At 63.6% G+C, this 24,795-nt stretch carries 26 protein-coding genes and 1 riboswitch; of the genes, 10 read left to right on the top strand and 16 right to left on the bottom strand.

Going from position 1 to position 24,795, the window contains the following annotated elements:
- Positions 1 to 16 precede the first annotated feature (16 nt).
- On the bottom strand, positions 17 to 712 hold the full coding sequence (locus VIM61_07760) for a class I SAM-dependent methyltransferase (GenBank protein HEY8900292.1): 696 nt from the start codon (positions 710 to 712) through the stop codon (positions 17 to 19).
- Positions 713 to 872: 160 nt separating this feature from the next.
- Between VIM61_07760 and VIM61_07755 the strand changes: the two genes are divergently transcribed.
- Positions 873 to 1,373, top strand: coding sequence for a hypothetical protein (locus VIM61_07755; protein HEY8900291.1), 501 nt, complete (start codon positions 873 to 875; stop codon positions 1,371 to 1,373).
- Positions 1,374 to 1,462: 89 nt separating this feature from the next.
- Positions 1,463 to 1,924 carry an SRPBCC family protein gene (locus tag VIM61_07750; GenBank protein ID HEY8900290.1) on the top strand — a complete coding sequence of 154 codons (462 nt, stop codon included), beginning with the start codon at positions 1,463 to 1,465 and terminating at the stop codon, positions 1,922 to 1,924.
- Here the strand turns inward: VIM61_07750 and VIM61_07745 are convergent.
- From VIM61_07745 to VIM61_07735, 3 genes are all read right to left on the bottom strand, one after another.
- Positions 1,875 to 2,459: a hypothetical protein gene (locus tag VIM61_07745; GenBank protein HEY8900289.1), complete on the bottom strand. Its 585-nt coding sequence runs from the start codon at positions 2,457 to 2,459 to the stop codon at positions 1,875 to 1,877. The two genes, VIM61_07750 and VIM61_07745, sit on opposite strands and share 50 nt — an antisense overlap.
- A 116-nt stretch (positions 2,460 to 2,575) precedes the next feature.
- The gene (locus VIM61_07740; GenBank protein HEY8900288.1) at positions 2,576 to 3,484 is read right to left on the bottom strand and encodes an RNA polymerase sigma-70 factor; all 909 of its coding nucleotides are present in this window, start codon (positions 3,482 to 3,484) and stop codon (positions 2,576 to 2,578) included.
- Positions 3,454 to 4,239, bottom strand: a complete 786-nt coding sequence (locus VIM61_07735; GenBank protein HEY8900287.1) for an NAD(P)H-binding protein — start codon at positions 4,237 to 4,239, stop codon at positions 3,454 to 3,456. The genes VIM61_07740 and VIM61_07735 overlap by 31 nt, the downstream gene beginning before the upstream one ends.
- Positions 4,240 to 4,369: 130 nt before the next feature.
- On the opposite strand from VIM61_07735, the gene VIM61_07730 reads away from it, so the two are divergent.
- The 3 genes from VIM61_07730 (at position 4,370) to VIM61_07720 (ending at position 6,860) form a co-directional block, all read left to right on the top strand.
- Positions 4,370 to 4,966, top strand: coding sequence for a pyridoxamine 5'-phosphate oxidase family protein (locus tag VIM61_07730; GenBank protein ID HEY8900286.1), 597 nt, complete (start codon positions 4,370 to 4,372; stop codon positions 4,964 to 4,966).
- Between the two features lie 39 nt (positions 4,967 to 5,005).
- Positions 5,006 to 5,497: a hypothetical protein gene (locus VIM61_07725; protein ID HEY8900285.1), complete on the top strand. Its 492-nt coding sequence runs from the start codon at positions 5,006 to 5,008 to the stop codon at positions 5,495 to 5,497.
- Positions 5,498 to 5,750: 253 nt separating this feature from the next.
- Positions 5,751 to 6,860 carry a hypothetical protein gene (locus VIM61_07720; GenBank protein HEY8900284.1) on the top strand — a complete coding sequence of 370 codons (1,110 nt, stop codon included), beginning with the start codon at positions 5,751 to 5,753 and terminating at the stop codon, positions 6,858 to 6,860.
- Here the strand turns inward: VIM61_07720 and VIM61_07715 are convergent.
- The 4 genes from VIM61_07715 to VIM61_07700 form a co-directional block, all read right to left on the bottom strand.
- Positions 6,844 to 8,019 carry a hypothetical protein gene (locus VIM61_07715; GenBank protein HEY8900283.1) on the bottom strand — a complete coding sequence of 392 codons (1,176 nt, stop codon included), beginning with the start codon at positions 8,017 to 8,019 and terminating at the stop codon, positions 6,844 to 6,846. The genes VIM61_07720 and VIM61_07715 overlap by 17 nt on opposite strands.
- A 417-nt stretch (positions 8,020 to 8,436) precedes the next feature.
- Positions 8,437 to 8,994: an AAA family ATPase gene (locus tag VIM61_07710; GenBank protein HEY8900282.1), complete on the bottom strand. Its 558-nt coding sequence runs from the start codon at positions 8,992 to 8,994 to the stop codon at positions 8,437 to 8,439.
- A gap of 15 nt (positions 8,995 to 9,009) precedes the next feature.
- A complete protein-coding gene (gene thiC, locus VIM61_07705; GenBank protein ID HEY8900281.1) occupies positions 9,010 to 10,974 on the bottom strand; it encodes a phosphomethylpyrimidine synthase ThiC in 1,965 nt (654 codons plus the stop codon).
- Positions 10,975 to 11,024: 50 nt separating this feature from the next.
- Positions 11,025 to 11,106: riboswitch (TPP riboswitch) on the bottom strand.
- 60 nt (positions 11,107 to 11,166) lie between these two features.
- Positions 11,167 to 11,442, bottom strand: coding sequence for a hypothetical protein (locus VIM61_07700; GenBank protein HEY8900280.1), 276 nt, complete (start codon positions 11,440 to 11,442; stop codon positions 11,167 to 11,169).
- 163 nt (positions 11,443 to 11,605) lie between these two features.
- Here VIM61_07700 and VIM61_07695 point away from each other — a divergent pair, with 163 nt between their 5' ends.
- Together VIM61_07695 and VIM61_07690 are read left to right on the top strand one after the other, a co-directional pair.
- On the top strand, positions 11,606 to 12,250 hold the full coding sequence (locus VIM61_07695) for a carbonic anhydrase (protein ID HEY8900279.1): 645 nt from the start codon (positions 11,606 to 11,608) through the stop codon (positions 12,248 to 12,250).
- A gap of 55 nt (positions 12,251 to 12,305) precedes the next feature.
- On the top strand, positions 12,306 to 13,262 hold the full coding sequence (locus tag VIM61_07690) for a glycosyltransferase family 9 protein (protein HEY8900278.1): 957 nt from the start codon (positions 12,306 to 12,308) through the stop codon (positions 13,260 to 13,262).
- Here VIM61_07690 and VIM61_07685 read toward each other — a convergent pair.
- A complete protein-coding gene (locus VIM61_07685) occupies positions 13,259 to 14,029 on the bottom strand; it encodes a TerC family protein (GenBank protein ID HEY8900277.1) in 771 nt (256 codons plus the stop codon). The two genes, VIM61_07690 and VIM61_07685, sit on opposite strands and share 4 nt — an antisense overlap.
- 64 nt (positions 14,030 to 14,093) lie before the next feature.
- Here VIM61_07685 and VIM61_07680 point away from each other — a divergent pair, with 64 nt between their 5' ends.
- Positions 14,094 to 14,744 carry an exopolysaccharide biosynthesis protein gene (locus VIM61_07680; GenBank protein ID HEY8900276.1) on the top strand — a complete coding sequence of 217 codons (651 nt, stop codon included), beginning with the start codon at positions 14,094 to 14,096 and terminating at the stop codon, positions 14,742 to 14,744.
- 3 nt (positions 14,745 to 14,747) lie between these two features.
- Here VIM61_07680 and glk read toward each other — a convergent pair whose 3' ends face one another.
- The 6 genes from glk to VIM61_07650 form a co-directional block, all read right to left on the bottom strand.
- On the bottom strand, positions 14,748 to 15,758 hold the full coding sequence (gene glk / locus VIM61_07675) for a glucokinase (GenBank protein ID HEY8900275.1): 1,011 nt from the start codon (positions 15,756 to 15,758) through the stop codon (positions 14,748 to 14,750).
- A gap of 3 nt (positions 15,759 to 15,761) precedes the next feature.
- On the bottom strand, positions 15,762 to 17,297 hold the full coding sequence (gene zwf, locus VIM61_07670; protein HEY8900274.1) for a glucose-6-phosphate dehydrogenase: 1,536 nt from the start codon (positions 17,295 to 17,297) through the stop codon (positions 15,762 to 15,764).
- A 97-nt stretch (positions 17,298 to 17,394) separates the two neighbouring features.
- A complete protein-coding gene (locus tag VIM61_07665) occupies positions 17,395 to 17,766 on the bottom strand; it encodes a response regulator (protein HEY8900273.1) in 372 nt (123 codons plus the stop codon).
- A complete protein-coding gene (locus VIM61_07660; protein HEY8900272.1) occupies positions 17,763 to 19,787 on the bottom strand; it encodes a PAS domain-containing protein in 2,025 nt (674 codons plus the stop codon). The genes VIM61_07665 and VIM61_07660 overlap by 4 nt, the downstream gene beginning before the upstream one ends.
- Positions 19,788 to 19,853: 66 nt before the next feature.
- A complete protein-coding gene (locus VIM61_07655; GenBank protein ID HEY8900271.1) occupies positions 19,854 to 20,249 on the bottom strand; it encodes an FKBP-type peptidyl-prolyl cis-trans isomerase in 396 nt (131 codons plus the stop codon).
- 74 nt (positions 20,250 to 20,323) lie between these two features.
- Positions 20,324 to 22,639 (bottom strand): DEAD/DEAH box helicase, encoded by a 2,316-nt coding sequence (locus tag VIM61_07650; GenBank protein ID HEY8900270.1) that lies wholly within the window; start codon positions 22,637 to 22,639, stop codon positions 20,324 to 20,326.
- A 111-nt stretch (positions 22,640 to 22,750) separates the two neighbouring features.
- Here VIM61_07650 and VIM61_07645 point away from each other — a divergent pair, with 111 nt between their 5' ends.
- Positions 22,751 to 23,830: a transporter substrate-binding domain-containing protein gene (locus tag VIM61_07645; GenBank protein ID HEY8900269.1), complete on the top strand. Its 1,080-nt coding sequence runs from the start codon at positions 22,751 to 22,753 to the stop codon at positions 23,828 to 23,830.
- 7 nt (positions 23,831 to 23,837) lie between these two features.
- Here the strand turns inward: VIM61_07645 and VIM61_07640 are convergent, their stop codons facing one another.
- Positions 23,838 to 24,281 carry a metallophosphoesterase family protein gene (locus VIM61_07640; GenBank protein HEY8900268.1) on the bottom strand — a complete coding sequence of 148 codons (444 nt, stop codon included), beginning with the start codon at positions 24,279 to 24,281 and terminating at the stop codon, positions 23,838 to 23,840.
- A 75-nt stretch (positions 24,282 to 24,356) separates the two neighbouring features.
- Between VIM61_07640 and VIM61_07635 the strand changes: the two genes are divergently transcribed.
- Positions 24,357 to 24,795, top strand: a 439-nt coding sequence (locus tag VIM61_07635) for an aminotransferase class I/II-fold pyridoxal phosphate-dependent enzyme (GenBank protein ID HEY8900267.1), incomplete at its 3' end; no start/stop codon positions are given.

Here is a 24,795-nt window from a genome sequence, read left to right as displayed (position 1 = left end):
CGCCCCCCTGCGAAACCTATCGGCGAAAGGCCAGCACGTGATGGGGCCCGAATCGGCCGAGCACGCGCAGGCTCCCCAGTCCCGCGTCCGCCGCCATGCTCTCGAGGGAGGAGAGCGTCTCCGGGAAGTCGTGGCCGGCGACATGGCGGCAGGCCTCCTCGATCTGGTCGCGGGGAACCGCCGTCCACGCGGTGCGCATCCAGTGAAGATACGCGTCGAGATACTGCTCGCGGGTCTGGCCCTCCTCACGCACCACGTCGACCAGCAGAAACTCGCCCTCCGGCGCCAGCAGCGCCGCGCAGGCCGCAAAGAGGCGTCGCTTGTCGGCGATCGCGAGGTGATGCACCGCGAAGCTGGAATAGATCACGTCGAAGGACTCACCAGCCAGTTCCGTCACGCGGACGAGCATGTCGCGCTCGTGCAGAACAGCGCCGGGGATGCCACACAGCCGCACGGCGGCCTCATCCAGCGCCGTCCGCGAAAGGTCGACGCCCTCGTAGCGCGCCGGCGGGAAATCCTCGAGCACGGGCGCCAGGAACCGGGCATTGCCGCAGCCGAGGTCCAGCATGGCGTAGTCGCCCTTTGCCCGGTGCGCGCTCAGGACGGACCGCACGCATTCCTGAATCTCGTGATGCGACAGATAATTGCGCTCGATGATCGTGTCGTAAATCGACCACGCCGACCGGAAGAGGGAAGTGCTGTCGTCGGGCATAAGGGACGGACTCTGCGGCGAAAATGGCCCTCTCTCGACCCGGCGGCAAGACGCAAGGTCTCGAACGTTCTCCCATTCGCCCCTTTCAGCCGGCCGATTCCGGGCCGCCGGCCGTCACGATTTCCATGACGGCGCCGCGCGAAGGTGGCAGGATCACCTCATGATCCGGGTCCTTCGCGTCACTCTCGGCTTGCTCGTCACCCTTGGCCTGGGCGTCTCCTCGCTGCGCGCGGAGACAACATTCGAGAACGAGACGCTTGGCAGCCTCCGGCTCGGCCAGGGCGCGGCCGCCGCCGTCGCCGCCCTCGGCAAGCCGCAGAGCAAGGGCAAGGACGTCGAGTGGGAAGCCATCGGCGAATGGGTGCAGGAATGGCATTTCCCCAAGCAGGGAATCACTCTCGCGATGAACTCCGCCAAAAAGGGTGGCGCGAAGACCGTCCTCAGCATCACCGCCGAGTCGCCATGCAAACTGGCCACCTCCCGCGGCATCATGATCGGCAGCCCCGAGGTCGCGGTCGCGAAGGCCTACCGCAACGTGCTCAACAAGGAGGAGGGCGAGGCCGGGAAACTCCTCGTCGCCGGCTCCGTCTACGGCGGGGCGCTGTTCCACCTCGAGGCCGGCAAGGTTGTGCAGATCTTCATCGGCGCCGCGGCGGAGTAAGATCGCCACTTCGGAGAATCGCGATTTCCCGGTCAATGTCCTCCGGACGGCATCCCACTCGTCGTAAGAGAGAACACCCTTTATCGATCATGACCGCTCCCACCACCCACGCCGTCCGCTTCCATCGTGTGCTCAAGTCCACGCCCGAGCGCATCTACCGCGCCTTCCTCGACCCCGACGCCATGGTCAAGTGGCTCCCGCCGCATGGCTTCACCGGCAGAGTCCACGAGATGAACGCCACCGTCGGCGGCAGCTACAAAATGTCGTTCACGAATTTTTCGACCGGTAGCAGCCACTCCTTCGGCGGCACCTACCTCGAGCTCGTCCCGAACGAACGCATCCGCCACACCGACAAGTTCGACGACGCAAATCTCCCCGGCGAGATGACCGTCACGATCGAGCTGCGCCCGGTCCCCTGCGGCACGGAACTCACCATCATGCAGGAAGGCATTCCCGCCATGATCCCCGGCGAAATGTGCACCCTCGGCTGGCAGGAATCGCTCACGCTCCTCGCCCATCTCGTCGAGCCGGAGATTCCCGACCAGCCCTGAGCCGGATTACCGCGCAAATCAGGACGCCCAGCGCCAGCACGGCCGCCGTGGCGCCCGGCTCGGGCACGACCGTCACGCTTCCCGGCACCGAGGAAAACGGCAGATCGATGTTCTCCGCCGACTCGAAATGCAGCGGCGTCCAGCCGTCCGTGAAGGCGACCGACGTCGTGTCGCCCGCTTCGCCCCGCACGTTGAAGGTGAGTGAGAAGAGCACTGAGCCGTCTGCGAGCGTGTTGCCAAGGATGTTGTTGCTGCTCCAGTCGAAAATGAGCTTCCCGCTCGGGATGAGGCTGAACGTCCCCTCGTCGATCTCCGGAATCCCGAAGTCGCCCGCATGCACGTAGTCCATGACCTGCGGGTCCCACTGGATCGTCCCCATGCCCTCGGTGATTTGCCAAAAGCCATCCGCCCGGAAGGTCAGCGTCACATCATTGCCCGCCGCCCCCTGCACCGCATCCCCGCGCAGCGTCAGTCCCGTCTGCGCCTGCGCAGCCCCGGCAACCACAAGCAGGGCCAGCGCGATCATCCACGCCACCGCCCTCCGATGAAGTCTCCGCCCGCGCGACGCATTTCTCACATCTCCACCTATGCAAATTTCCTGCGCCGCGCTCCAGCAATCCCTTCGGAACGCTTCGCGGTTGCAAGGGCACGTCATGCCCCGGCCTCATCCGCGGCGAGATGCCGCAGCTTGTCGGGATTCCAGATTCCGTAGATGGCCTGGACGCGCTCGCCCGACAGCTCGAAGGCCAGCGCGGCGAGGATGCGACCCTGCGAAAGCAGGAGCGCGCCCGGCCGGCCATTGATGCGGGCAAAGCGATGACGCAAGTCCGCCGGGAGGTTTCGCTGGATGCCGACGAGGAACCGGCTCACGCGATCCGCCGTGCGGATGGGCAGCCCCGCCGCACGCACCTTGCCGCCGCCGTCGTTGTAGACCGCGGCCTCGTCCATGAGCATCTCGAGCAACGCGTCGATCTCGCCCGTGGTCGTGGCGGCGAGGAATTTTTCCACGATCTCGCGCGCCCGGTTGTCCGGTGCCGCCACGGGTTCCCCCAGCGGCGCGTCGAGATGCGCCTTCGCGCGGCGCACGATCTGCCGGCAGTTGGCCTCCGACCGGCCCACGATTTCTGCGACGGCCGCATAATCGTAGTCGAACACCTCCCGCAGCAGGAACGCCGCCCGTTCCACCGGCCCGAGCGCCTCCAGCATCCGCATGAACGCCATCGAGAGCGAGTCCGCCAGCTCCACGGCATCCGGCGCGGCCGCGGTCTCCATGAGCGGCTCCGGCAGCCACACGCCGTAGTATTCCTCTCGCTGCCGCCGCGCCAGCCGCAGCTGGTCGATGCACAGGCGCGTCGTCGCGGCGACGAGCCACGCCCTCGGCGACTCGATGCGCGCGGCGTCCTGCCGCTGCCAGCGCAGCCACACCTCCTGCACCGCGTCCTCCGCCTCCGACACCTGCCCGAGCATGCGATAGGCGATGCCGAAGAGGAGCTGGCGATGCTCGTGGAAGGCCTCGATCACGACATCGGCTACTTTCGCCCGGCCCCGCGCGAGAGCCAATCCCCGAAATGCGTCGCGCCCAGCCTCGCCCCATCGCCGGGCGTGAGGCTGCGGTCATCCACCGGCGTGCCGAAATACCCCTCCGCGTCCACGCTCACCGTGCGCGGATCGCCGCTCGCCCGCAGGAATTCGCCCACGAACGCATCCATCCGCATCGGCTTCGGACCCGCGATTTCGACGATGCCGTTCGCGGGCGGTTCCGTCGCGATCTCCGCCAGCGCGGCCGCCACGTCGTCCGCCGCGATCGGCTGCATCAACGCCGCGGAGAGATGCACCACGCCGTCCTGCGTGCTCGCCTGCACGATGCCCGCCGCGAATTCGAAGAACTGCGTCGCCCGCACGATCGTGAAGGGAATTTCCCCCGCCTCGATCAACCGCTCCTGCGCCAGCTTCGCGCGGAAATAGCCGCTCGCCTGCAGCCGGTCCGTGCCCACCACCGAGAGCGCCACGTAATGCCGCACGCCCGCCGCCTTCGCCGCCGCGAGCAGGTTCCGGGTCGAGGCCTCGAAGAACGCGAGCACGGCCGCGTCCTCCCACGACGGCGCATTCGACACGTCCACCACCACGCTCGCGCCCGCGAGTGCGCCGGCCAGGCCCTCGCCCGTCACCGCGTTCACACCCGAGGAGGGCGACGCTGCCAGCACCTCGCGCCCTCGCTGCCGCAGCAGGCCCACGAGCTTCCCGCCGATCAGGCCGCTGCCCCCGATCACGACGACTTTTCCGATTTCCTTTTCCGAAGTGAGATTTGCATTCATCAACAGGGAGGACGGATGGCCGGTTCGTTTCGTGACACAGCCCGGGAAATTATCGTCCCGATGCCCGGAGCGCTTTCGAGGTGACATTGCCCGCCGGCTGGCGAACCTTCGGTTCAGAACCGCGACCGCCATGGCCCAAAAGTTCCTCGAGCTCACGTTCACGCCCGCGGTGCAGGCCGCGCAGGCCCGTCAGTTTGGCCGGTCGGTCCGGCTTCCGGAGGGAGGCCCGCCCGACGCGCTCACCGACGACGAGATCGATTTCATCCAAAGCCGCGACTCGTTCTACCTCGCCACCGTCAGCGAGACCGGCTGGCCCTACGTGCAGCACCGCGGCGGCGCGCCCGGCTTCCTGCGCGTGCTCTCGCCCTCGCAGCTCGGCTTCGCCGATTACCAGGGCAACCGCCAGCTCCTCTCCACCGGCAACCTCTCCGTCAACGACCGCGTCAGTCTCTTCCTCATGGACTACCCGCACCGCACGCGGTTGAAAATCCTCGGCCACGCCCGCGTGCTCGACGCGGGCGAACACCCCGACCTCGTCGAAAAGCTCGCCGAACCCGCCGCCCGCCCGATCACGGAGCGGCTGATGCTCATCGATGTCGTGGGCTACGACTGGAACTGCCCGAAATACATCACCCCGCGCTACACCGCCGCCGAAGTCGAACGCGCCGTCGCCCCGCTCCGGGCCCGCATCGCCGAACTCGAAGCCCAGCTCGCGCAAAAGTCCTAAAATTGCATGAACCGACCCCCATCCCTGTCATCGTTCCCCATGAAATCCGTCGTTCCACTTCTTCTCGCCACCTTCTGCATGGCCGTCGGCTCGCTGCGGGCGGAGAAACCGTTCGAGGGCGACTCACTCGGCAACCTCAAGCTCGGCCAAAGTGCCGCCGACGTCGCCAAAGCCCTCGGCAAGCCGGCCAGCAAAGGCAAGGACGTCGAGTGGGAAGCCATCGGCGAGTGGGTGCAGGAATGGCATTTCCCGAAGCAGGGGCTCACGCTCGCGATGAACTCGGAGAAAAAAGGCGGCGCGAAGACCATCCTCAGCATCACCGCCGGGTCCCCGTGCCAGCTGGCTACGTCGCGTGGAATCCAGATCGGGAGCCCCGAGGCGAAGGTCGCGAAGGCGTATCACGACGTGCAGAACAAGGAAGAAGGCGAGCCCGGGAAACTCTTCGTCGCCGGCTCCGTTTACGGCGGCGTGATGTTCCACCTCGCGGCCGGCAAGGTCGTGCAAATTTTCATCGGTGCCGCGGCAGAGTAGCCGAACCCAAAGGATTAACGCGCCGCCTGCACGTAATCAGGCTAGCGCGAGCAACGCACGTTCTTTCAATCTGAGGCCTGAACCGATCCGAAACCTAGAGAACTCTAAATCTGAAAGAGACGGCGTTTGAGAAGAGTTTTGTTATTCTCACAAGTAGGAGAACGTTCTGCGCGGCCAGCCCAAACGTGTGACGAATCCCAAAGGTTACAACAAGCTCTCAACTACCGTGATAGCCAGCCTTCGAACATCATTTGTGTCACTCGATTCATCCACACTGGGAAATCTAGCACGTGACTATGAAACTGATGAAGACGCCAAATCGATTTTCGAGCTTTTTAAAACGGGTTCGATCGTCCCGTTTCTAACGTGGCATCATCTCGCCGAACTCAGTCACCATCAGAACGATGATGTTTTCGAGAAGCGGTGGAATTTTCTTCGAAATCTCCCACTCGTTTGTTTCCAGAAAACGAAATATTCGGAGTCACCAGTCGGTAGCATCATAGAATTACGCTCTGCCGAAATAGATTTCCTTTTAGAAAATGCCAATTTTGATTTGGCAAATGCCATTGCGGCTATCAGGCCTAATGTCTGCAACGGAGTGGAGACGGGAACAGAATTTTTCAAAAGAAACTATGACTTTTGGCACTTCTATCGCCGCAATTTTTCCGAAGAAAATATGCAACGTTCGGCGAGGATCGCCTCTATTACGCACTTCCCCACGGTTGATTTTTCAAAGCCGCTTTATGACGGTGGGAAGCTGAGAACTCCGGAAGAAGCTCGTGCATATTTTTCTCGTTTGGCATCAACCCTAGGAGGGAAGCTTTCCACTAGAGGCGATAAAAGACTAAACGATCCGATGGGCGTAGCAGCCGAACTTATGCGCGAAACCTTTGAGACAGCTACTCCATCGCTTTGGGAAGCCGAAGATCCGCTACAACATATCTTACAAATTTACGGCATTGATAAATCGCGATTACCTAAAAAACCCACTATTGGAGATGCCGCCTACGAGGGGGTTTTTGTGGGTCAAATGGGAATAGTTGCCGATTCAATGAAAATCCCACGCGATCTGGTGCTAGCCGCGGCTTCGCAATGGTCTATGCCATCGTGGAAAATCTGGCGTTTCTTGGACGAACACGTTCGGCAGGATTCTAGGGCACGAGGAAGTAATCTCACTGATAAGCAGCTATCTTGTTGGGGAATTTATTTGGATGGAATCGAGGTGGACAAACGTATGCGCGAATACATTCGCCAAGGGACGGCAAACAACTCGATTATTGATGCTTTATCGCAACGGCTAATTCGCGGGGGAACTTACCGAAAGCTTTTGCAAGAGTTGGAGAAAATTAACCCGGCAATATAGGGCCAACTACAACCCGCGGATCACCGATCGACTGAATAACGTGTAAGATATCGTCATCAGCTCTCGCTGAGACTATGAGAGTTGTTGAAGGTGGTAGCCGTTTGCGAATTGCCTCTACAAGCATCACCTCAGGACTTAGGGCGCCCCCCTCAGTGAATTGTAGATGGAAAGTCTCTGCGTTTGAGGAAATGTTTATCTCTGAAGCGATTCGCGAGATTTCCATGCCCCCAAGCATGAAACCCACTTCCAAATCGGGAGCATCATTTTTTGCCGATTGAATAGTGTCCGCTGAAAATTGAAGGGTTATCTCGTTGCCTGGGTGCCCCCGTCGAAGCGCGCTTGAGTCAACCACTTCACGCCATTTTAACTCTGCCCGATTTTCATACTTCTTCAAAAATCGGCCTATAGCCCAAAGACCTACTCCGTCTTTGAATGATTTTATTTCGGTTTTAACATTCGCTGTAGGATCGAAGGCGAAGCCATCGTCACGTAAGCTAATGCACCCATTTTCGATTGAAATACTTACACGGCTCGCTGCGCCGTGGGAAAATGTATTGTCAACAATCTCAAATAATAGCTTTCCTGCCTCTTGAAGTAGTTTCGCTGGTAGCTGCGAACGAAATGCCGGGCGCGAAATAATTGCGAACAGTTTATCGCTGGGGTCAAGGCGACTAATCTGTCCTAAATTTTCTTCAGGGGGACTTTGCAATGATGGATTTCTGTAGAGTCCCGAGGCGACTTTATCACGGTAGCTAAGCTCTTCGCTAATGTCATGCCAAGACCACACAGACAACTGAAACGGGGCGTTTGGGTCGGCACTTTGTTTTCTGGCGGTCTCCTGTATTTTCTCGTCCCTCGGTCCTGTCGTTGCGACTGTAAAGTGCTTGAGTGCAGGCTTAAAGTCGCGAGCGGCGTCTACGCATTGCGTCAAGTCTTGTTCAGAGATGGCAGCCGCAACCAGCGCATCTTTCAGCTTACATTGGACGCCATATATGCCCTTTCCCCGAATTGGCGATCCAAAGATATCAACACCATCCTGATCCTGCCCATTTCGACCCACACGCTGCGCATTTGGATCACCCCAAACATCTCGCCAAAGTTGAAGGCATATAAATTCGAATTCCTCCCAAGACTTCGGCGCTGGAAATTGAAGCAACATTAAGCTCTGGCTCGCATTCTCTTCAAAATTTATGCCTTGGCGTAGGGTTCGGCGCCGCTTTCCGCGAACTCGACGGCTTTTTCAGCCATGCCAGCCTTGAACGCCTCTTCTTCGGAGAGGCCCTGCTCGGTGGCATACTTGCGCACGTCTTCCGTGATTTTGATGCTTCCGCGTCCCCGCGGCAGCGCCCTTCGGGCAACGCCCCGCGTTGTCTGACTCGGCCAATCCCATTGGCCTCGGCTCATCGAGCAGAAGAACGGGCGAGCTTTTCGCTCGCGCTGCGCACGCGCGAGACTTTGACCTTTCGGACGGTCGCGGCGGGAGCGCTCTCGGCACGCAATTGCCTGGCGACGCTCCGAAAGGCACGCCGGGCGGGGGCGAGAAAATCGTCCATGGCCGCTTTGGAGTGCGCGCTTTTCATAGGGGCACCATACGCCGGAGATCGGCGAGGGAACAAGTTCCGGATTCCGCAAGAAGAGCTGGCGGGCTTGTTTGATTGTCCCACACGGCCCATTTGTCGGAGATCGCCGCGTAGGCCGGAAGGTTCCCGCGGCTGCGTTGGAAGCGGCGGCGGACATCCGCTGCAGGCACATGATGACCGCCCTTTCGCACGCGCTCGCGGACGCGGGCAACGGCCATCGCGGCGGTCGGCAGCCACAGGTAATGAAGATAGAGTCGGTAGCCCGCTTGTCGCGCGGTGTCGAACAGACGCAGATAGCTTCGGCCGCTGAGTGTGGATTCCAGACCGAAGGTTTCCCGGCGGGCAAGGCACTCCCGAATCTCCGAAAGCAACAGGCGACCGGCTTTCACGGCCTCGGCGGAAGGATCGAACGGTGACAGGCCACGTGCGATCTCGTCCGCGTTCAAGAAGCGCAGAACGTTCACTTCCTTGGGCAGGAACTCCCGCGCAAATGTCGTCTTGCCCGCGCCGTTGCAGCCCGCGATGAGGTAGATCGTGGGCGGTCTGGCGGGCATGGGCTGGTTTTCGCTTTAGGCCTTCGCGTAAACTTCTGCTCCGGCCTCGACGAACTCCTTGCTCTTCTCGGCCATGCCGGCGTCAAGCGCCTCTTCTTCGGAGAGGCCCTGCTCCGCGGCATACTTGCGCACGTCTTCCGTGATCTTCATCGAGCAAAAGTGCGGGCCGCACATGCTGCAGAAATGCGCCGTTTTTGCGCCTTCGGCGGGGAGCGTCTCGTCGTGGAATTCGCGGGCGCGCTCGGGGTCGAGGCCGAGGTTGAACTGGTCTTCCCAGCGGAATTCGAAGCGCGCCTTGCTCAGCGCGTTGTCGCGATACTGCGCGCCGGGGTGGCCTTTCGCGAGGTCGGCGGCGTGGGCGGCGAGCTTGTAGGTGATGACGCCTTCCTTGACGTCCTGCTTGTTCGGCAGGCCGAGGTGCTCCTTCGGGGTGACGTAGCAGAGCATCGCGCAGCCATACCAGCCGATCATCGCGGCGCCGATGCCGCTGGTGATGTGGTCGTAGCCGGGGGCGATGTCGGTCGTGAGCGGCCCGAGCGTGTAGAACGGGGCCTCGCCGCACCACTCGAGCTGCTTGGCCATGTTCTCCTCGATCATGTGCATGGGCACGTGGCCGGGGCCTTCGTTCATCACCTGCACACCCTTGGCCCAGGCGCGGCGGGTGAGCTCGCCCTGGACCTCGAGTTCGCCGAATTGGGCGCGGTCGTTCGCGTCGGCGATGGAGCCGGGGCGCAGGCCGTCGCCGATGGAGAAGCTCACGTCGTAGGCGGCCATGATGTCGCAAATGTCGTCCCAGTGCGTGTAGAGGAAGTTTTCCTGGTGATGGGCGAGGCACCACTTTGCCATGATGCTGCCGCCGCGGGAGACGATACCGGTCATGCGGCGCGCGGTGAGCGGGACGAAGCGCAGGAGGACGCCGGCGTGGATGGTGAAGTAATCGACGCCCTGCTCGGCCTGCTCGATGAGCGTGTCGCGGAAGAGCTCCCAGGTGAGGTCCTCGGCCTTGCCGTTCACCTTCTCGAGGGCCTGGTAGATGGGCACGGTGCCGATGGGGACGGGCGAGTTGCGGAGGATCCACTCGCGCGTGGCGTGGATGTTGCGGCCGGTGGAGAGGTCCATCACGGTGTCGGCGCCCCACTTCGTGGCCCAGCGCATTTTCTCGACCTCCTCGTCGATGCTGGACGCAACGGCGGAGTTGCCGATGTTCGCGTTGATCTTCACGAGGAAGTTGCGGCCGATGATCATCGGCTCGAGCTCGGGGTGATTGATGTTCGCGGGAATGATCGCGCGGCCGGCGGCGACCTCGTCGCGGACGAACTCGGGGGTGATCTGGTCGGGAATGCGCTGCGGGAAGCGGCGGAAAATGCCCGGCGTGTAGGCGCTGTCGGGCTGCTGCGAGGAGCCGGAGTGCTGCTTGTCGAGGTCGCTGCGGAGGATGTCCTGCGACATCTCGGCGATGCGGGCGCGGCCCATGTTTTCGCGGATGGCGATGAATTCCATCTCGGGCGTGACGATGCCCTGGCGCGCATACCAGAGTTGCGTGACCGGGCGGCCGGAGCTCGCGCGGAGCGGGCGGCGCTTCGCATTCTCGGGAGCCTGGAGCGGCGAGAGCCCGCCGCGGCGCTCGCTGGCCTGCTGGGCATGGCTGACGCTGAGGTAGCCGTTGTCGCCGGGCTGGACGGCGCGGCCCTCGTATTCCGCCACGTCGCCGCGGACGCGAATCCATTCGCCGCGCACGGAAGGCAGGCCCTGCTCGACGTCGCCCTCGAAGGCGGGGTCGCCCCACGGGCCGCTGCAATCGTAGACGCGCACCGGCTCGTTCTGCGTGAGCTCATCATTCATCGAGCGGGTCGGCGACAGCGCGATCTCGCGGAAGGGAACTTTCACGCTCGGATGAAGCGTGCCGCCGACGTAGACGCGGGTGGAGTTCGGCAGCTGGTCGCTGCTGTGGGGTTCGAGGGCTTCCTTGGGTGCGATCATGGCGTGATTCAGGGTTTTCGGAAAACCGCTCGAGGCACGCCGCACCTTCTCTCCCTGCGCCGGCATTATCCGTTCCAGGTTCAAAGGGTCGTCCGCGTTGCGCGGACCTCTCAGCCTCGATTAGCTCCCCTGTCGTTGGAGTTGAATAAACGACTCGCGAGGCGGGGCGTCAATTGCGGACTGCGCCCGGCCTCAGGCATTCACCCAGACGAACGCGAGCAGGCCGCCTCCGGCGATCGCCGAGCCGAGAATCCCGAGGGCGCGCCGCCGCCACGCCGGATGCCGGATCGCGCAGAATCCCGCAGCCAGCACGGTCGCCACGAGGCCGCCGGCGGCAATCAGCATGGCGAACACCGCGTAGGTGAGGAGGTCCCAGCCGGAAATCCCGGGCAGCGGACAAACCAGCCCCACGCCCGCGAGGACCGCGACCAGCAGCCCGACCAGGGCCAGACCGAACGAGATCGGCATTTTCCCGCGGACGGGGGAGGCCGAAGCGGACGCCGGAGGATTCATCCGCCCAGTCATGCCACATCGCCCCGCCGCCCGCCATCCCTTCCCGATCGGGCACCAACGACGGAACCGGCGAATCCCGGGCTTGTTCAAATCGCCGGAATTTTCTTTCCTGAGCGACGTGCAGGAACTCATCGCAGGCATCCACAAGTTCCGGTCCGAGGAATTCGGCCATTACGAAGCACTCTTCCAACGCCTCGCGCGGGACGGGCAGAATCCGCATACGCTTTTCATCACGTGTTCCGATTCGCGCGTGCTCGCCGAGCTCATCACGCACAGCAAGCCGGGCGACCTCTTCGTCGTGAAGAACGTCGGCAACATCGTGCCGCCCGCTTCCACCACGGGCTCGACGAATTCCACCGCCGCCGCCATCGAATTTGCCGTCGACGTGCTCGGCGTGCAGGACGTCGTCGTCTGCGGCCACTCGCAATGCGGCGCCATGAAGGCGCTCGTGACCTCGCCGGACCTCTCCACCATGCCGCACCTCGAGAGCTGGCTCTCCGTCGCCGCGCCGGTGCGCGAGATCGTCCTGAACCGCTACCAGCACCTCACGAACCCCGACGCGCAGGTGAACGCCGCCGCCGAGGAAAACGCGCTCCACGGCCTGGAAAACCTCCAGACCTACCCGTGCGTGCAGCGTCGCCTCGCGGAGCGCAGCCTCCAGCTCCACGCATGGTTCTTCAAGATCGCCACGGCCGAGCTCTTCGCCTACGACCCCGCCGAGCAGCAATATCGCCCGCTCATCACCGACGTGGCCAACGGCTGACGCCGGGAGAAGTTTAGCTTCCGTCGCGCGCGCCCAGTTGGAATTGTTCTCCGTCTTGTCCGCGTCGTCTCACATCCTTCGCCCGAACGCCCGCGTCCTCGTCATTTGCCACAAGCAACTCGGCGACATGACGCTGCTCGAGCCCGCCCTGCGCAAGCTCTCGCTCGCCGCCGGCCGCCCGGTCGAGCTGCTCACCCGCAGCGGCCACGCACCGCTGATTTCGCTGATGGAAGGCGTGAAGATGACCGGTCGCGCCTGGCTGCGAACCTTCGACGCCATCTTCTGCTACGACGATCTCGATAAGTCCGCCGTGCACGCGATGCTGGCATGGTCGCCCCGCAAGGACCTCCTGCTCCGGTCGCCGCTCGAGGTCACGAAATGGAACCGCCGCGCGTTCTTCGAGATCCGCGCGCCCGGCATCGCGGATGCCTACCTCGCCCGCTACAACTGGGACTACACCGTCGCCGACTCCGGCGAATCCTGGCGTCCGCCGGTGCTCAAAAGCCCGGCCGACGCCTGGCGCCCGGCCGATTTTCGCGAGACGGACTACGTGCTGCTCAACTCGACCGCCGGCTGGAAAAGCAAGCGCTGGAAATCGAGCGCCTGGGTGGAGGTCGCGGAGGCGTTGCTCGCCGCGGGCGTGCCGCGGATCGTCGTGACCAGCGGCGGACAGGACTGGCAGCGCGAGCATTCGGAGAAAATCGCGAAGCCTCTGGGCGACCGCGCGCTCTACCTCGGCGGGCAGACCAGGCTCGAGGAGTTTCTCTGGCTGACCTCGCGGGCGCGGATGGTCATTGGCGTGGACGGCGCAGCCTCGCATCTCTCCGCGGCATTCGGCGGGAAGAACCTCACGCTGTTCTTCCGGACGAACCCGCACAACTGGCACTTCCCCACCGGGAAATCCGTCGCGCTGCTCGCGGCAGCCGTCGACGATGCCGACGAGACGAATCCCGAATATGGCTTCGACCCGGCCGCGGTGGCGGCCACCGCGGCAACCCTGCTGCGCAGCTAGTCCTTCGCCGGAATGTCCACCTTCTTCAGGCGGCTCTCGTTGCGGTGGAACCGCATCTGGAGGAGCTGCACCGCAAGCGCAAAGCCCATCGGCAGGTAGATGTAGCCCTTGTCCACATGGTGGCCGAGACCCTCGACGCACAGCGTCGCGCCGATCGTCACGAGGAAGGACAGCGCGAGAATCTTGAGCGCGGGATTGCGCAGGATGAATTCCCCGATCGGGCCGGCATAGAACAGCAGGCCGACGAAGGAAACGATCACCGCCACCGAAATGACGAGCTGGTTGTTCGTGAGGCCGACGGCCGTGATCACGGAGTCCACCGAGAAGACAATGTCGAGCAGGACGATCTGGAAGATGGCGCTGCTCACGGCATTCTTCGCCGAGATGTGCGGGCCTTCATCCTTCAATTCGACGACGTGATGGATCTCCTTCACGGCCTTGTAGAGCAGGAAGAGACCGCCGAGCAGCAGCACGATGTCGCGAATGGAGAGTTCGAAGGCCGCGTGGCCGTCCACGACTTTACCCAGCCTCACCACGGGGTCCGTGAGATGGACGAGCGCGAAGGCGAAGGCCACGAAGATCAGGCGCATGAGGAGCGCAATCGCGAGACCGATGATCCGGGCGCGCCGACGCTCCTTCTCGGGCAAGCGGGCGACGACCAGCGAGATCACCAGGATGTTGTCGATGCCCAGGACGAGCTCCAACCCCACCAGCAGAGCAAGCGTGGCCATCATGCCCGGGGTGAGAAGTTCGTAGAGCATTTCCATGGCGCGGAAGATGGAGAGAGATAGCGATTGTTGGCAAGCGAAGTCGTGCGATTATTTTTGCCCCGTGCCGAATCCCGACCCCTCCGCTCCGCCTCTGCGCGGGCGGCTTTCCACCGATATCGACCGTGTGCTGGAGGCCTTCGCCCATCGCGAAGTCACGCTCGGCGAGATCATCGCGCTCATGCAGCAGCGCGCCTATTCGTTCCTCCTCCTGCTCGTCGCCCTGCCCTTCTGCACGCCCGTGCCGCTGCCGGGACTCTCGACGCCCTTCGGCATCGTGATCGCCTTCATCGGCCTGCGCATCGCCTGCGGGCTGTCCCCCTGGCTGCCGGATCGCATGCTCCGCGTGCAGCTGCCGGCGAAGTGGTTGCCGAACATGTTTCGCGCGGTGGAGCGGCCCGTCCTGTGGATCGAAAAGTTCCTCCGGCCGAAATTCAGCATGCTCGTGCAAACGCCTGCGCTTCGCCGGCTGCATGGCGTCGTCATCTGCGTGTGCGGGCTGCTGCTGCTCCTCCCGCTGCCCATTCCCTTCACGAATTTCTTCCCCGCTGTGGCCATTGCACTGCTCGCGTGCGCCATGCTCGAGGCGGACGGCCGCTTCTCGATCGCGGGCGGGGTCTTTTTCGTCGTCGCGATCGGCTACTTTGCGCTCCTCGGCTTCGGCGGCGGCGCAGCGATGCAGCAGGTCAATGCCTGGTGGCAGCAGATCGGCTGAGGCCTACGCCTCGTCGAGGGAATCGAGCGCGTAACGAGCGGCGCCAAGGAGGGCGGCCTCGTCGTTGAGGATGACCTTCACCGGCATGCTCTCCATGAGCGGCTCGAGGCGCCCCTTGGCATTGAACGCCTCGTTGAACGCGGGCAGGGCAATCTTCCAAAGGAGCTTCACCGGCACGCCGCCACCAATGTAAACGCCGCCGGTCGCCATGGCGCGGAGCGCGAAATTGGCAGCCTCCATCGCAAGGCAGTGGACGAAAATTTCCACCGTCTGCATGCACATCGGGCAGGTGCCCGCCTCGGCGTTCTTCGTGATGACCTTGGCGACGTCGGTGGTCTTCATCTCCTCCGCCACGGACGCGAGCTGCGGATATTTTCCGGTGTCGCGCAGGAACGCGTAAACGTTCGTGAGGCCGTGGCCGGAGATGATGCGCTCGTTGCTCACGTGGCCGAAGCGCGTCTGCAAATAGGCGAGCAGCTCGACCTCCGTCTCGGAGCGCGGCGCGAAATCCGCATGGCCGCCCTCGCAGGCCCAGACCCGATATTTCTTCCCGTCCCAGAACAGTCCCGCCTCCCCGAGGCCGGTGCCGGGCGAAATGACGCAACGGTTCCCGACGGGATTCTTCAGCCCGGTCTGGACGGTGTGAAAGTCGCTCTCCGCGAGCTCGGAGATGCCGTAGGCGTTCGCCGCGAGATCGTTGAGCAGATGAACCGTGGTGATGCCGAGATCGGCGCGCAGGGTGCCGGCATCGACCTCCCATTTGAGGTTCGTCGGCTGCGCGCGGTTGTTACGCACCGGGCCAGGCACGCCAAAGCAGGCGGCGGAGACCTTTTCCTCGCCCTTGCCGAGGAACCGCTGCGCGATCGCGTTGAGACTGTCGTAGTCCGCGCTCACATAGCGCTTGCTGCGCAGAAGCCCGAGATGACCGGTCTTTTCGTCGAAGGCGAAGATGGCAAGGTTGGTCTTCGTGCCGCCGACATCGCCGGCGAGAAGCATTTTCGGTTTCGCAGCCATCGATTATTTCGTCGTGAGCGGATAGTGGTGCCAGCGGTGCCCGTCGCGGGCGATGAGGTCGTCGGAAGCCTTCGGGCCCCACGTTCCGGACGCGTAGTTCGGAAAATCGCGCGCGGGCAGCGCCTGCCAGACGTCGAGAATGGGATTCACGATGCGCCAGGAGGCATCGACGGAATCGTAGCGATGGAAGAGCGCGGTTTCCCCGACCATGCAATCGTAGAGCAGCGTCTCGTAGCCGGTGGCCGCGCTGGTCTCGCCGAATTCGTTGTAGTTGAAATTCAGCGGGATGTTGGAAATCTGAATCTTTGGCCCGGGGCGTTTCGCGTGAATGTCGAGCGTGATGCCTTCCTCCGGCTGCACGTGCAGAACGAGGCGGTTCGGGGGAATCTCGCTTTCCACTTCCTTGCCGAAAAGCAGCAGCGGCGCGCGGCGGAAGCCGATGACGACCTCGGTCGTGCGGGTGGCGAGCCGTTTGCCGGAGCGGATGTAAAACGGCACCTCGGCCCAGCGCCAGTTCTCGACCTTGAGCATCATGGCCACGAACGTCTCGGTGTTCGACTTGGGATTCACGTCCGGCTCGGTGCGGTAACCGGCCACGTTCTTGCCGTCGATGAGGCCGGGACCATACTGACCGCGCACGGTGTTCTCGATGACTTCCTCGGGCTCCATCGGCCGGATGGCCTCGAGCACCTTCACCTTCTCGTTGCGAACGCTGTCGCCCATGATCGACGTGGGCGGTTCCATCGCGATGAGCGAGAGAACGGAGAGAATGTGATTCTGCACCATGTCGCGCAGCACGCCGGACTGGTCGTAGTATCCGCCGCGCAGCTCGACACCGAGTTCCTCGGCGACGGTGATCTGCACATACTCGATGTAGCGGCGATTCCAGATCGGCTCGAACACGGAGTTCCCGAAGCGGAAGACCATGATGTTCTGCACGGTCTCCTTACCGAGGTAATGGTCGATGCGGTAGATCTGGCGCTCGCGCAGGGATTTCGAAATCTCGTTGTTCAGCTCGCGCGCGCTGGCGAGGTCGCGACCGAATGGCTTCTCGATGATCACCCGGCGCCATGCGTCCTCCGTCTCCGTCGTGAGGCCCGCGTTGCCGAGCTGGTCGACGACCTTCGCGAAGAACGTGGGCGAGATCGCGAGATAGAAAAGGACGTTGCCGGGGAGGTTATGCGTCTTCTGGACATCGGCGATCTTGGCCGCGAGGTGCTTGAACGTGTCGAAATTGTTGAAGTCGCCGGAGATGTAATACGAGCGCTTCGTGAAGTCCTCCCAGCACGCGTCGTCGACCGGGCTGGTGGCGTATTTCTTGATGTCCTCGGTGATCTTGGCGCGGTAGAGTTCATCGTTACTTTCGCTCACCGCGACGCCGATGACGGCGAAGTTTTCGGGAAGCAGCTTGAGCGCCTTGAGATTGTAAAGCGCGGGAAGCAGCTTCCGCTTCGTGAGGTCGCCCGAGGCGCCGAAAATGACAATGGTGCAGGGGTCGCCAGGCCGATCATGGCCCGTGAGAGGTTGATTGGCAGACATGGCGAGACCAGCACTAGCGCAAGCTCCGCGCGCCGTCAGCAAAGAATCCGCTCCCCCGGCGATTGCGACCCCGCCGGCGTGGTTTCGCCGGACGGAACTATGGGCAATGCGCGTCGACGGCCTTCACGATCGAGTCGACGCTCACCGGTTTCGCAAGGAAGGGGAAGCCGCCGATGTCCGTCTGATGCTGGGCTTCCTTCGGCGAAACGATCGCGGTGAGAAACACGATCGGCACCGTGGCGAACTCAGGGTCGGCGCGAAGCAGTTTCGCGACGTCGCCCCCATCGATCTCGGGCATGACCACGTCGAGGAAGACGATGTCGGGCTTGAAGTAGCGCGCCGTTTCGAGCGCCTTGCGGCCGTCATTGACTTCTTCGACGAGGAATTTGCCGGAGCCTTCGAGGGTGAGCCGCAGGAGATGCGTGAATCCGGACTCGTCGTCCACGATGAGGATGCGTTTGGGTTTCATGAGGGATCTTGCACTTTGAAGGTGAGCGTCACCAGGGCGCCGCCGGTGGGCCGGTTGGCCACGGTGACGGTGCCTCGCTGGAGATTCATGATGGATCGCACGACGCTCATGCCGAGGCCGGTTCCTTTTCCCGTCGGCTTGGTCGTGAAGAACGGCTCGAAGATGCGCGGAAGAACCTCCGGCGGGATGCCAGGGCCGGTATCGGCCACCTCGACGATGACGACGCGATCGCCGGCATGGAAAACCTCGCTGCTGTCACTGCCGACGTTGGCGCCGACGCCGGTAACCTGCTCGGTGCGCGTGCGCACGCTCAACGTCCCGCCGTCGGGCATGGCCTGAAGGGCGTTTGTGAAGAGATTCACGAACACCTGGCTCACTTTTCCGCGATCCACCTGGACCCGGGGCAGCTCGCCTAGCGTGAGATCAACGTGGTGCGTGTCGCTATGAATCTCACCGCGCACGAGGTTGAGGGCAGAGCGAATGATCGCATTGATGTCGTTCGTTTCGAGCGCCAGCTGGCGGGGCGCGGAAAAATCGAGCAGTCCCTTGATGACGTTATCCGCGCGCTGGACGGCGTCGGAAAGCTCCTTGAGCACGGCGCCGGTGGTCTCGTCCTCGAGATACTTTCCCGCGAGGAATTCGATGCCCATCGAGATAATGGCGAGCGGGTTTTTCACCTCGTGCGCGACGCCGGCGGCAAGACGGCCAATCGATTTCAGCTTCTCCGCCTCGATGAGCTGGAGCTGCACGGAATGCAGCTCCTGGTGCGCCTTTTTGAGATCGGCCACGGCGACGTGCAGGCTCTCGTTGGCGGACACGAGCTCGATCTCCGCCCGCTTGCGGTCGGTGATGTCGCGATTGATGCAGACCAGTCCGACGATCTTTCCGTCTTCATCGCGCAACGGCACCTTCGACGTGACGAGCCACGTCGCCTCGCCGGTGGAGGACGTCTGTTCTTCGTGATTCACCCACGGTTCTGCGTCGCGCAGCACCATCATGTCGACGGAATGCGCCTGCTCGGCGAAGGCTCGCTCGAAGAAATCGAACACGGTCTTGCCGATCACGTCGCGCTCGCTCTCGACGCCGAGGAACCGCGCGTGCGCCTCGTTATCGAGGACGTAGCGGCCCTCCGTGTCCTTCACGTAAATCGGGTCCGGAAGGTTGTCGATCACCCCGCGAAGCATCGTGCGCTCGGCATCGAGCTCCTGCTCGAGCTTCTTCAGGTCGGTCACGTCGCGCGTGATTCCGCACGTGCCGATCACCCGTCCATTGCGATCGCGCAGCGGCAGCTTCGTCGTGCTCGACCATTCCGTGTGCCCGTCCGGCAATGTCCGCTCGGTCACCTTGCCCACGATCGGCTGCCCGGTCTCGATCACGCGCTGCTCATCGGCGAAGGCGGCCTCCGCCTCCTCGGGCGAATAGAATCCGAAGTCCGTCTTGCCGACCATCTCCGCCGGACTCGCAACCTTGAAGACATCGGCGACCGACTTGCTCACGCAGAGGTAGCGGCCGTGGCGATCCTTGAAGGAAATGCGATCCGGCACGTAGTCGAGCAGAGCGCGCAGCAGGTCGCTTTCCTTCTTCGCCTCGCGGTCGAGGCGGGCTCGCTCGAGCGACCAGCGAATCGACCGGCCCAGCCGCTCGGGGGTGAGCTTGGCCTTGACGAGGTAATCCTGGGCGCCGATCTGCAGCGCACGTTTGGCGACCTCGGGGCGTGAATCGTGATCGACAACGATGAACGGCACGTAACCGCCGAGCGCGGGCTGGCCGGCGAGTTGATCGATGCCCCGCAGGCCTTCGTCGCCGACATCCGCAATCACGAGATCGGCGGCTTCGCGGTCGAGCGCGGCGGAAGCGGCCACGATGGTCGGAAACTCGTGGACGACGCGCAACCCCCCATCGACGAGTCGGTCGACGAGGTCGCGAAGGCGGTGTTTTGCGCCTTCGGACTCGATGATGAGCAATCGGACGGAGCGGTCCTTCCGGGGGGAAGCCGTGCCGCTGGCAGCGGGGGTCGTCACGGCAGCAATGTGGCATTCCGGTCGGCGCTTTGCGAATAAAAAGCCGCCGGCCGGAAGGGCGCAGAATCAGCGCACTTTGATCAACTCGACGTCGAAGATCAGCGTCTCGTCGGGCCCGATCGCCGAGCCGGCGCCGCGAGAGCCGTAGGCGAGCTTCGACGGGATGAAGAACCGGTATTTCGCGCCCTCTTTCATCAGGCCGACACCTTCGGTCCAGCCCGGGATCACGCGATTGAGCGGGAACTCCGCCGGCGTGCCGCGGCTGTAGGAGCTGTCGAATTCCTTTCCGTCGATCGTCGTGCCGCGATAATGCACGACCACCGTGTCAGTCGGCTTCGGGGTCTTGCCCGAGCCTTCGGTGAGGACCTGGTATTGGAGACCGGAGGACGTGGTTTTGACGCCCTCCTTTCCGGCGTTTTCGGCGAGGAACGCTTCGCCTTTTTCGAGTGCGGTTTGAGCCATGGCGCTTGTGGTTACGGCAATTGCCGCGAGGAGGACAGGGAGAATTTTCATTCGATTGGGAGCGCTAACAAACACTAGCCCACCAATTCCGCAAGATCGTCCGCATCGAGCTGGGCGAGCGCCGCCTCGGCGTCCACGGTGCCGCTGAGCAGTTCCCGCTTGCGATTCTGGAGCGCCAGCACGCGCTCCTCGATCGTGCCACGGGCGATCAGCTTGATCGCCGTGACAACGCTCTTCTGGCCGATGCGGTGGGCGCGATCGGTCGCCTGCGCCTCGACAGCGGGATTCCACCACGGATCGAAATGAATCACCGTGTCGGCGGCGGTGAGATTGAGGCCCACGCCGCCGGCCTTGAGACTGATGAGGAAGACCGGAATCGTCGCATCGCCTTGGAATTTTTCCACGACGGCCTGGCGGTCCTTCGTGGAGCCATCCAGCCGGCAAAAGCTGATGCCATCGGCCTCGAGCGCCCGCTCGATGAGATCGAGCATGCTCGTGAACTGGCTGAAGACGAGCACGCGATGCCCGCCGTCGATCGCCTCGCCCAGCAACTCGCGCAACGCGCCGATCTTCGCCGAGACGACCACATCCTCGCCGCTCGCCCCCAGCAATCGCAGGTCGCAGCATGCCTGCCGCAGCCGCAGCAACGCCGTGAGCACCCGCATGCGAGCCGCCCCGGCCTGACCACGGTCGCGAAGCTGATCCACCTGCGAACGCGCGGCCTCCTGGAGCTTCGCGTAGGTCGCGCGCTGGGCATCGGTCAGCTCGACCTCGAGCACCTGCTCGATCTTGTCGGGCAGGTCGGTGAGGACGTCCTGCTTGCGCCGCCGCAGGAGATACGGCGCGATGCGGCGCGAGAGTCTCGACCAGATCTCGCCGCCGGCGCCATTCAACAGCGGCGTCTCGTAACGGTCGCGGAAATCGCCGCGCTCGCCGAGATAGCCCGGCAGCAGGAACTCGAAGAGCGACCACAGATCGCGCACGGAATTCTCGACCGGCGTCCCAGTGAGGATGAATCGGCACCCGGCGCGGATGGCGCCCGCGGCCTTCGCATTCTGGCTGTCGGGATTCTTGATGTGCTGGGCCTCGTCGAGCAGCGCGGCGGAGAACACGAGGCCGCGGTAACGTTCGATATCGCGCCGCAGCAGCGCATAGCTCGTGATGACGAGGCGATGATCGGGAATCGCGGCAAAGCGCTTCTCGCGGTCGGGCCCGTCGATCGTCAGCACGGGGATGCCGGGGAGAAAGTGCGCGGCTTCCCGCTTCCAGTTCCACACGAGCGAGGACGGACATACGACCAGAGCAGGCCCCGCGCCGAGCGCCTCGAGCATCGCCAGCGCCTGCACGGTCTTGCCGAGGCCCATCTCGTCGGCGATCAATCCGCCACGCCCCGCTCGCGCCCGCTCGAGCAACCAGAGCGCACCCTCGATCTGATACGGACGCAGCTTTTCGCGGAGCGGGCCGAGATCCTTCGCGGCAAGGGCAGGCCGGCCATCGGCTTCGGCGCCTCGCCATTGCGTGATGCTCGACTCGAGATAGGCGCGAAACTGCGGATTGATCCGGTAGGCGCCGCGTTCCTGCCGGGGATTGCAATCGCGGAGCACCTCCTCGAGATCGGCCGCTAGGGCGGGATCGGCCACGGCGATCTTCCCGCTCCTGAGCTTCAGGTGCGGCTGGCCGCTCTGCAGCAACCGCGCGAGATCCGCGTGCGAGAGCAGGGCATCCTTGCCCGCAGTGTGATGAATCTGCACGTCGAGCCAGCCGTCGCCGGCCTCGCGAATCGCGAACTGCGGCTCGATTCGCACGAGGTCACGGGTGACGTGCGTGAACCGCTCGCCCTCGTCCACCTTCCACTTCGCGCGCCACCGGGGCAGCGTCGCCGCGAAGAACTTGACGACGTTTTCTTCGCCCTGCAGCGCGGCGCGGCCCTTGAAATCGCGGAATCCCGCCTCGACCAGCTCGGTGAGGATCGCCGCCTCGGCCGCGGGATTCGCCACGCCAGGCGTGGCGTAGGAAAACTTAATATCTGCCTCGAGGTGGCGCAGGGAGCCCTCCAGCGAGAGCGAGACCACGGGCGTCTCGGCGGTGGCCGCCGGGGAATTGGGAGCTTTGGATTTTGAACTCTGGATTTCCTCGCGGGCTGTCCGGGGCTTGAGCACCTGCAGGCCGACGGCGACGGAATGCGCGCAGATGATGCCGCGCTGTCGCGAGTCGCGACACGGGCAGAGGTTCTCCACATCGATGGAATTGCGGAGCTGCAGCCCGCAGAGGAATTGCCTGTCGCCCTCGACCAATCGGCCCTTCAGCAACGGCGGCTCGTAGGTCGCCTCGACGACCCGGCCGGCGGCATGAATCGCCTGCGCCTGCTTGAACACAGGCCATCCGGCCATCGAGATGAGCAATTTTTCGGTAAGTTCCACGGGTATCGAATCGCCGCGCGACGAGCTTGCGGCAGCACTGAGAAGTGACAAGCCCCGGGGAAAAGTGCAAATCCTCACGCCATGCGGTTCCTTTATGCGGTGGTCGGATGGTTGCTTTTGGCCGCGCCGATTTTGTCGGCGCAGACCCCCGCGAAATTGCGGGTCGGCATTTTCGACCGGCCGCCGTTCGCCGCGAAGACCGCCGACGGCCAATGGGAGGGACTGGCCGTGGAAGTGTGGGAGCGGATCAGCGCCGAGCTGGGCCTGCCTTTTGAATATGTCGAGACGCCGCTCGATCGGATCGTGGACGACGCCGCGGCGGGCCGACTGGACGTGATCGTGGGCGAGATGAGCGTCTCGGCGGATCGAGCCCGACGCCTGGAGTTCAGCCAGCCCTACCTCTCGAGCCCGGCCGCGGTCGCGTTCCTGAAGAAGGACCGCGAGCCGCGCTGGATCGAATTTGCCGAGGACGTGATGGCGCACGGTGTGGGCACGCTGCTGCTCGTGCTGCTCGCGTCGCTGCTCATCTTCAGCGTGACGCTCTGGCTCGTGGAGCGCCGCGTCGACGACTCGCATTTCGGCGGCGACGCCGCGCGGGGATTCGGAGCCGCGCTGTGGTTCGCCGCGGTGACGATCACGACCGTCGGCTATGGCGACAAGACCCCGCGGTCCGCGCTGGGACGCGCCGTCGTGTTTTTCTGGATGTTCATCGGCGTCGTGATGGTGAGCGTCTTCACCGGCGCGGTGGCCTCGAGCCTCGCGGTGGCCCGCCTCGATGGCCGCATTACCCAGGCATCCGATCTCGTCCACTATCGCACCGGCGTGCTCGATGGCTCCCTCGCTCGCAACGTTCTCACGAGCATCGGCGTGCCGAATTACCGATACCCCACCGTCGAAGCCGGCCTGCAGGCGCTCGACGCGAAACAAATCACGGCCTTCGCCGACAGCGAACTCACGCTGCGTTACCTCGTCAATCACGACTACGCCGGCAAAATGCTCGTCCAGCCGCTGCCGACCACGCACCTCGCCTACGCTTTCGCGACCCGGCCGAACTTCCCCGCCGCGCAACTGCGCGCGATCAATATCGCGCTGATCGGGCAGGTCGAGCGGCCGGACTGGCAGCAAACCGTCGATCGCTGGGCCGGGCCGCCGGCCCGGTAACGCCGCTTCATATCCGCACGATGCGCCAGTCCACGCGCCCGGACGCCTCATCGATCTCGAGCCACGCGTAGGCCGGCGGCGCGCCCTTGTTTGGCTTGCCGATCGTCCCGGGATTCAGCACGCGGGTCGTCCCGATTCTTTCGTCCCTCGGGACATGCGTGTGGCCGTGAATGAGAAAATCGACGCCTCCGATCCGCGACGGCGACGGTGGAATGTGAATCAGCAGGAACGAGAAGCCGCCGCGCTCGAGCCGCAGCGACTCCGGCAGATCGAGGCCGAAATCATTGTTGCCGAGCACCGCGTAAAACGGTCGCCCGATGCGCTGCACCGCGGCCAGCGTCGCCAGGTTGCAGAAATCGCCGAGATGCCAGATCTCATCGGCGGAACCGATGGCCTCGGCAACCGATTCGGGAAATCGGCCATGGGTGTCGGCAATGACGGCGATCTTCATGCCCGCAAACTACGCCGGAAACGCCGCGCGGAAACAATCTGTGAAAATCCCCCGATTTCTGCGGATAATTGGGGAATGCCACCGATCGCTCATCAGCACGTTCTCGATCTTGTCGCCTACGAACCGGGCAAGCCCGTGGAGGAACTCGCCCGCGAAATGGGCCTGGCTCCCGCCGACATCATCAAGCTCGCGTCGAACGAAAACCCGCTTGGGCCCTCGCCCAAGGCCATTGCCGCCATGGGCGCCGCCCTCGAGCGCGCGCATTTCTATCCCGACGGAGGCGGCTGGGCGCTCCGCAACGCTATCGCCGAAAAGCTCGGCCTCGAGCGCGCAAACGTGGTGCTCGGCAACGGCTCGAACGAGATTATCGAGTTTCTCGGCCACGCTTTCTTGAAGCCCGGCGACGAAGTCGTCACCGCGAAGCATGCCTTTGCCGTCTACTCGCTCATGGCGCAGCTCTTCGGCGCGAAGACGGTCGAGATGCCCGATCCCGGCTATACGCACGATCTCGAGG

Source organism: Chthoniobacterales bacterium (assembly GCA_036569045.1).
Classification (GTDB): Bacteria; Verrucomicrobiota; Verrucomicrobiia; order Chthoniobacterales; family JAATET01; genus JAATET01.
Note: the sequence above shows the minus strand (reverse complement) of the source record. Positions and strands in the feature narration are given on the sequence as shown.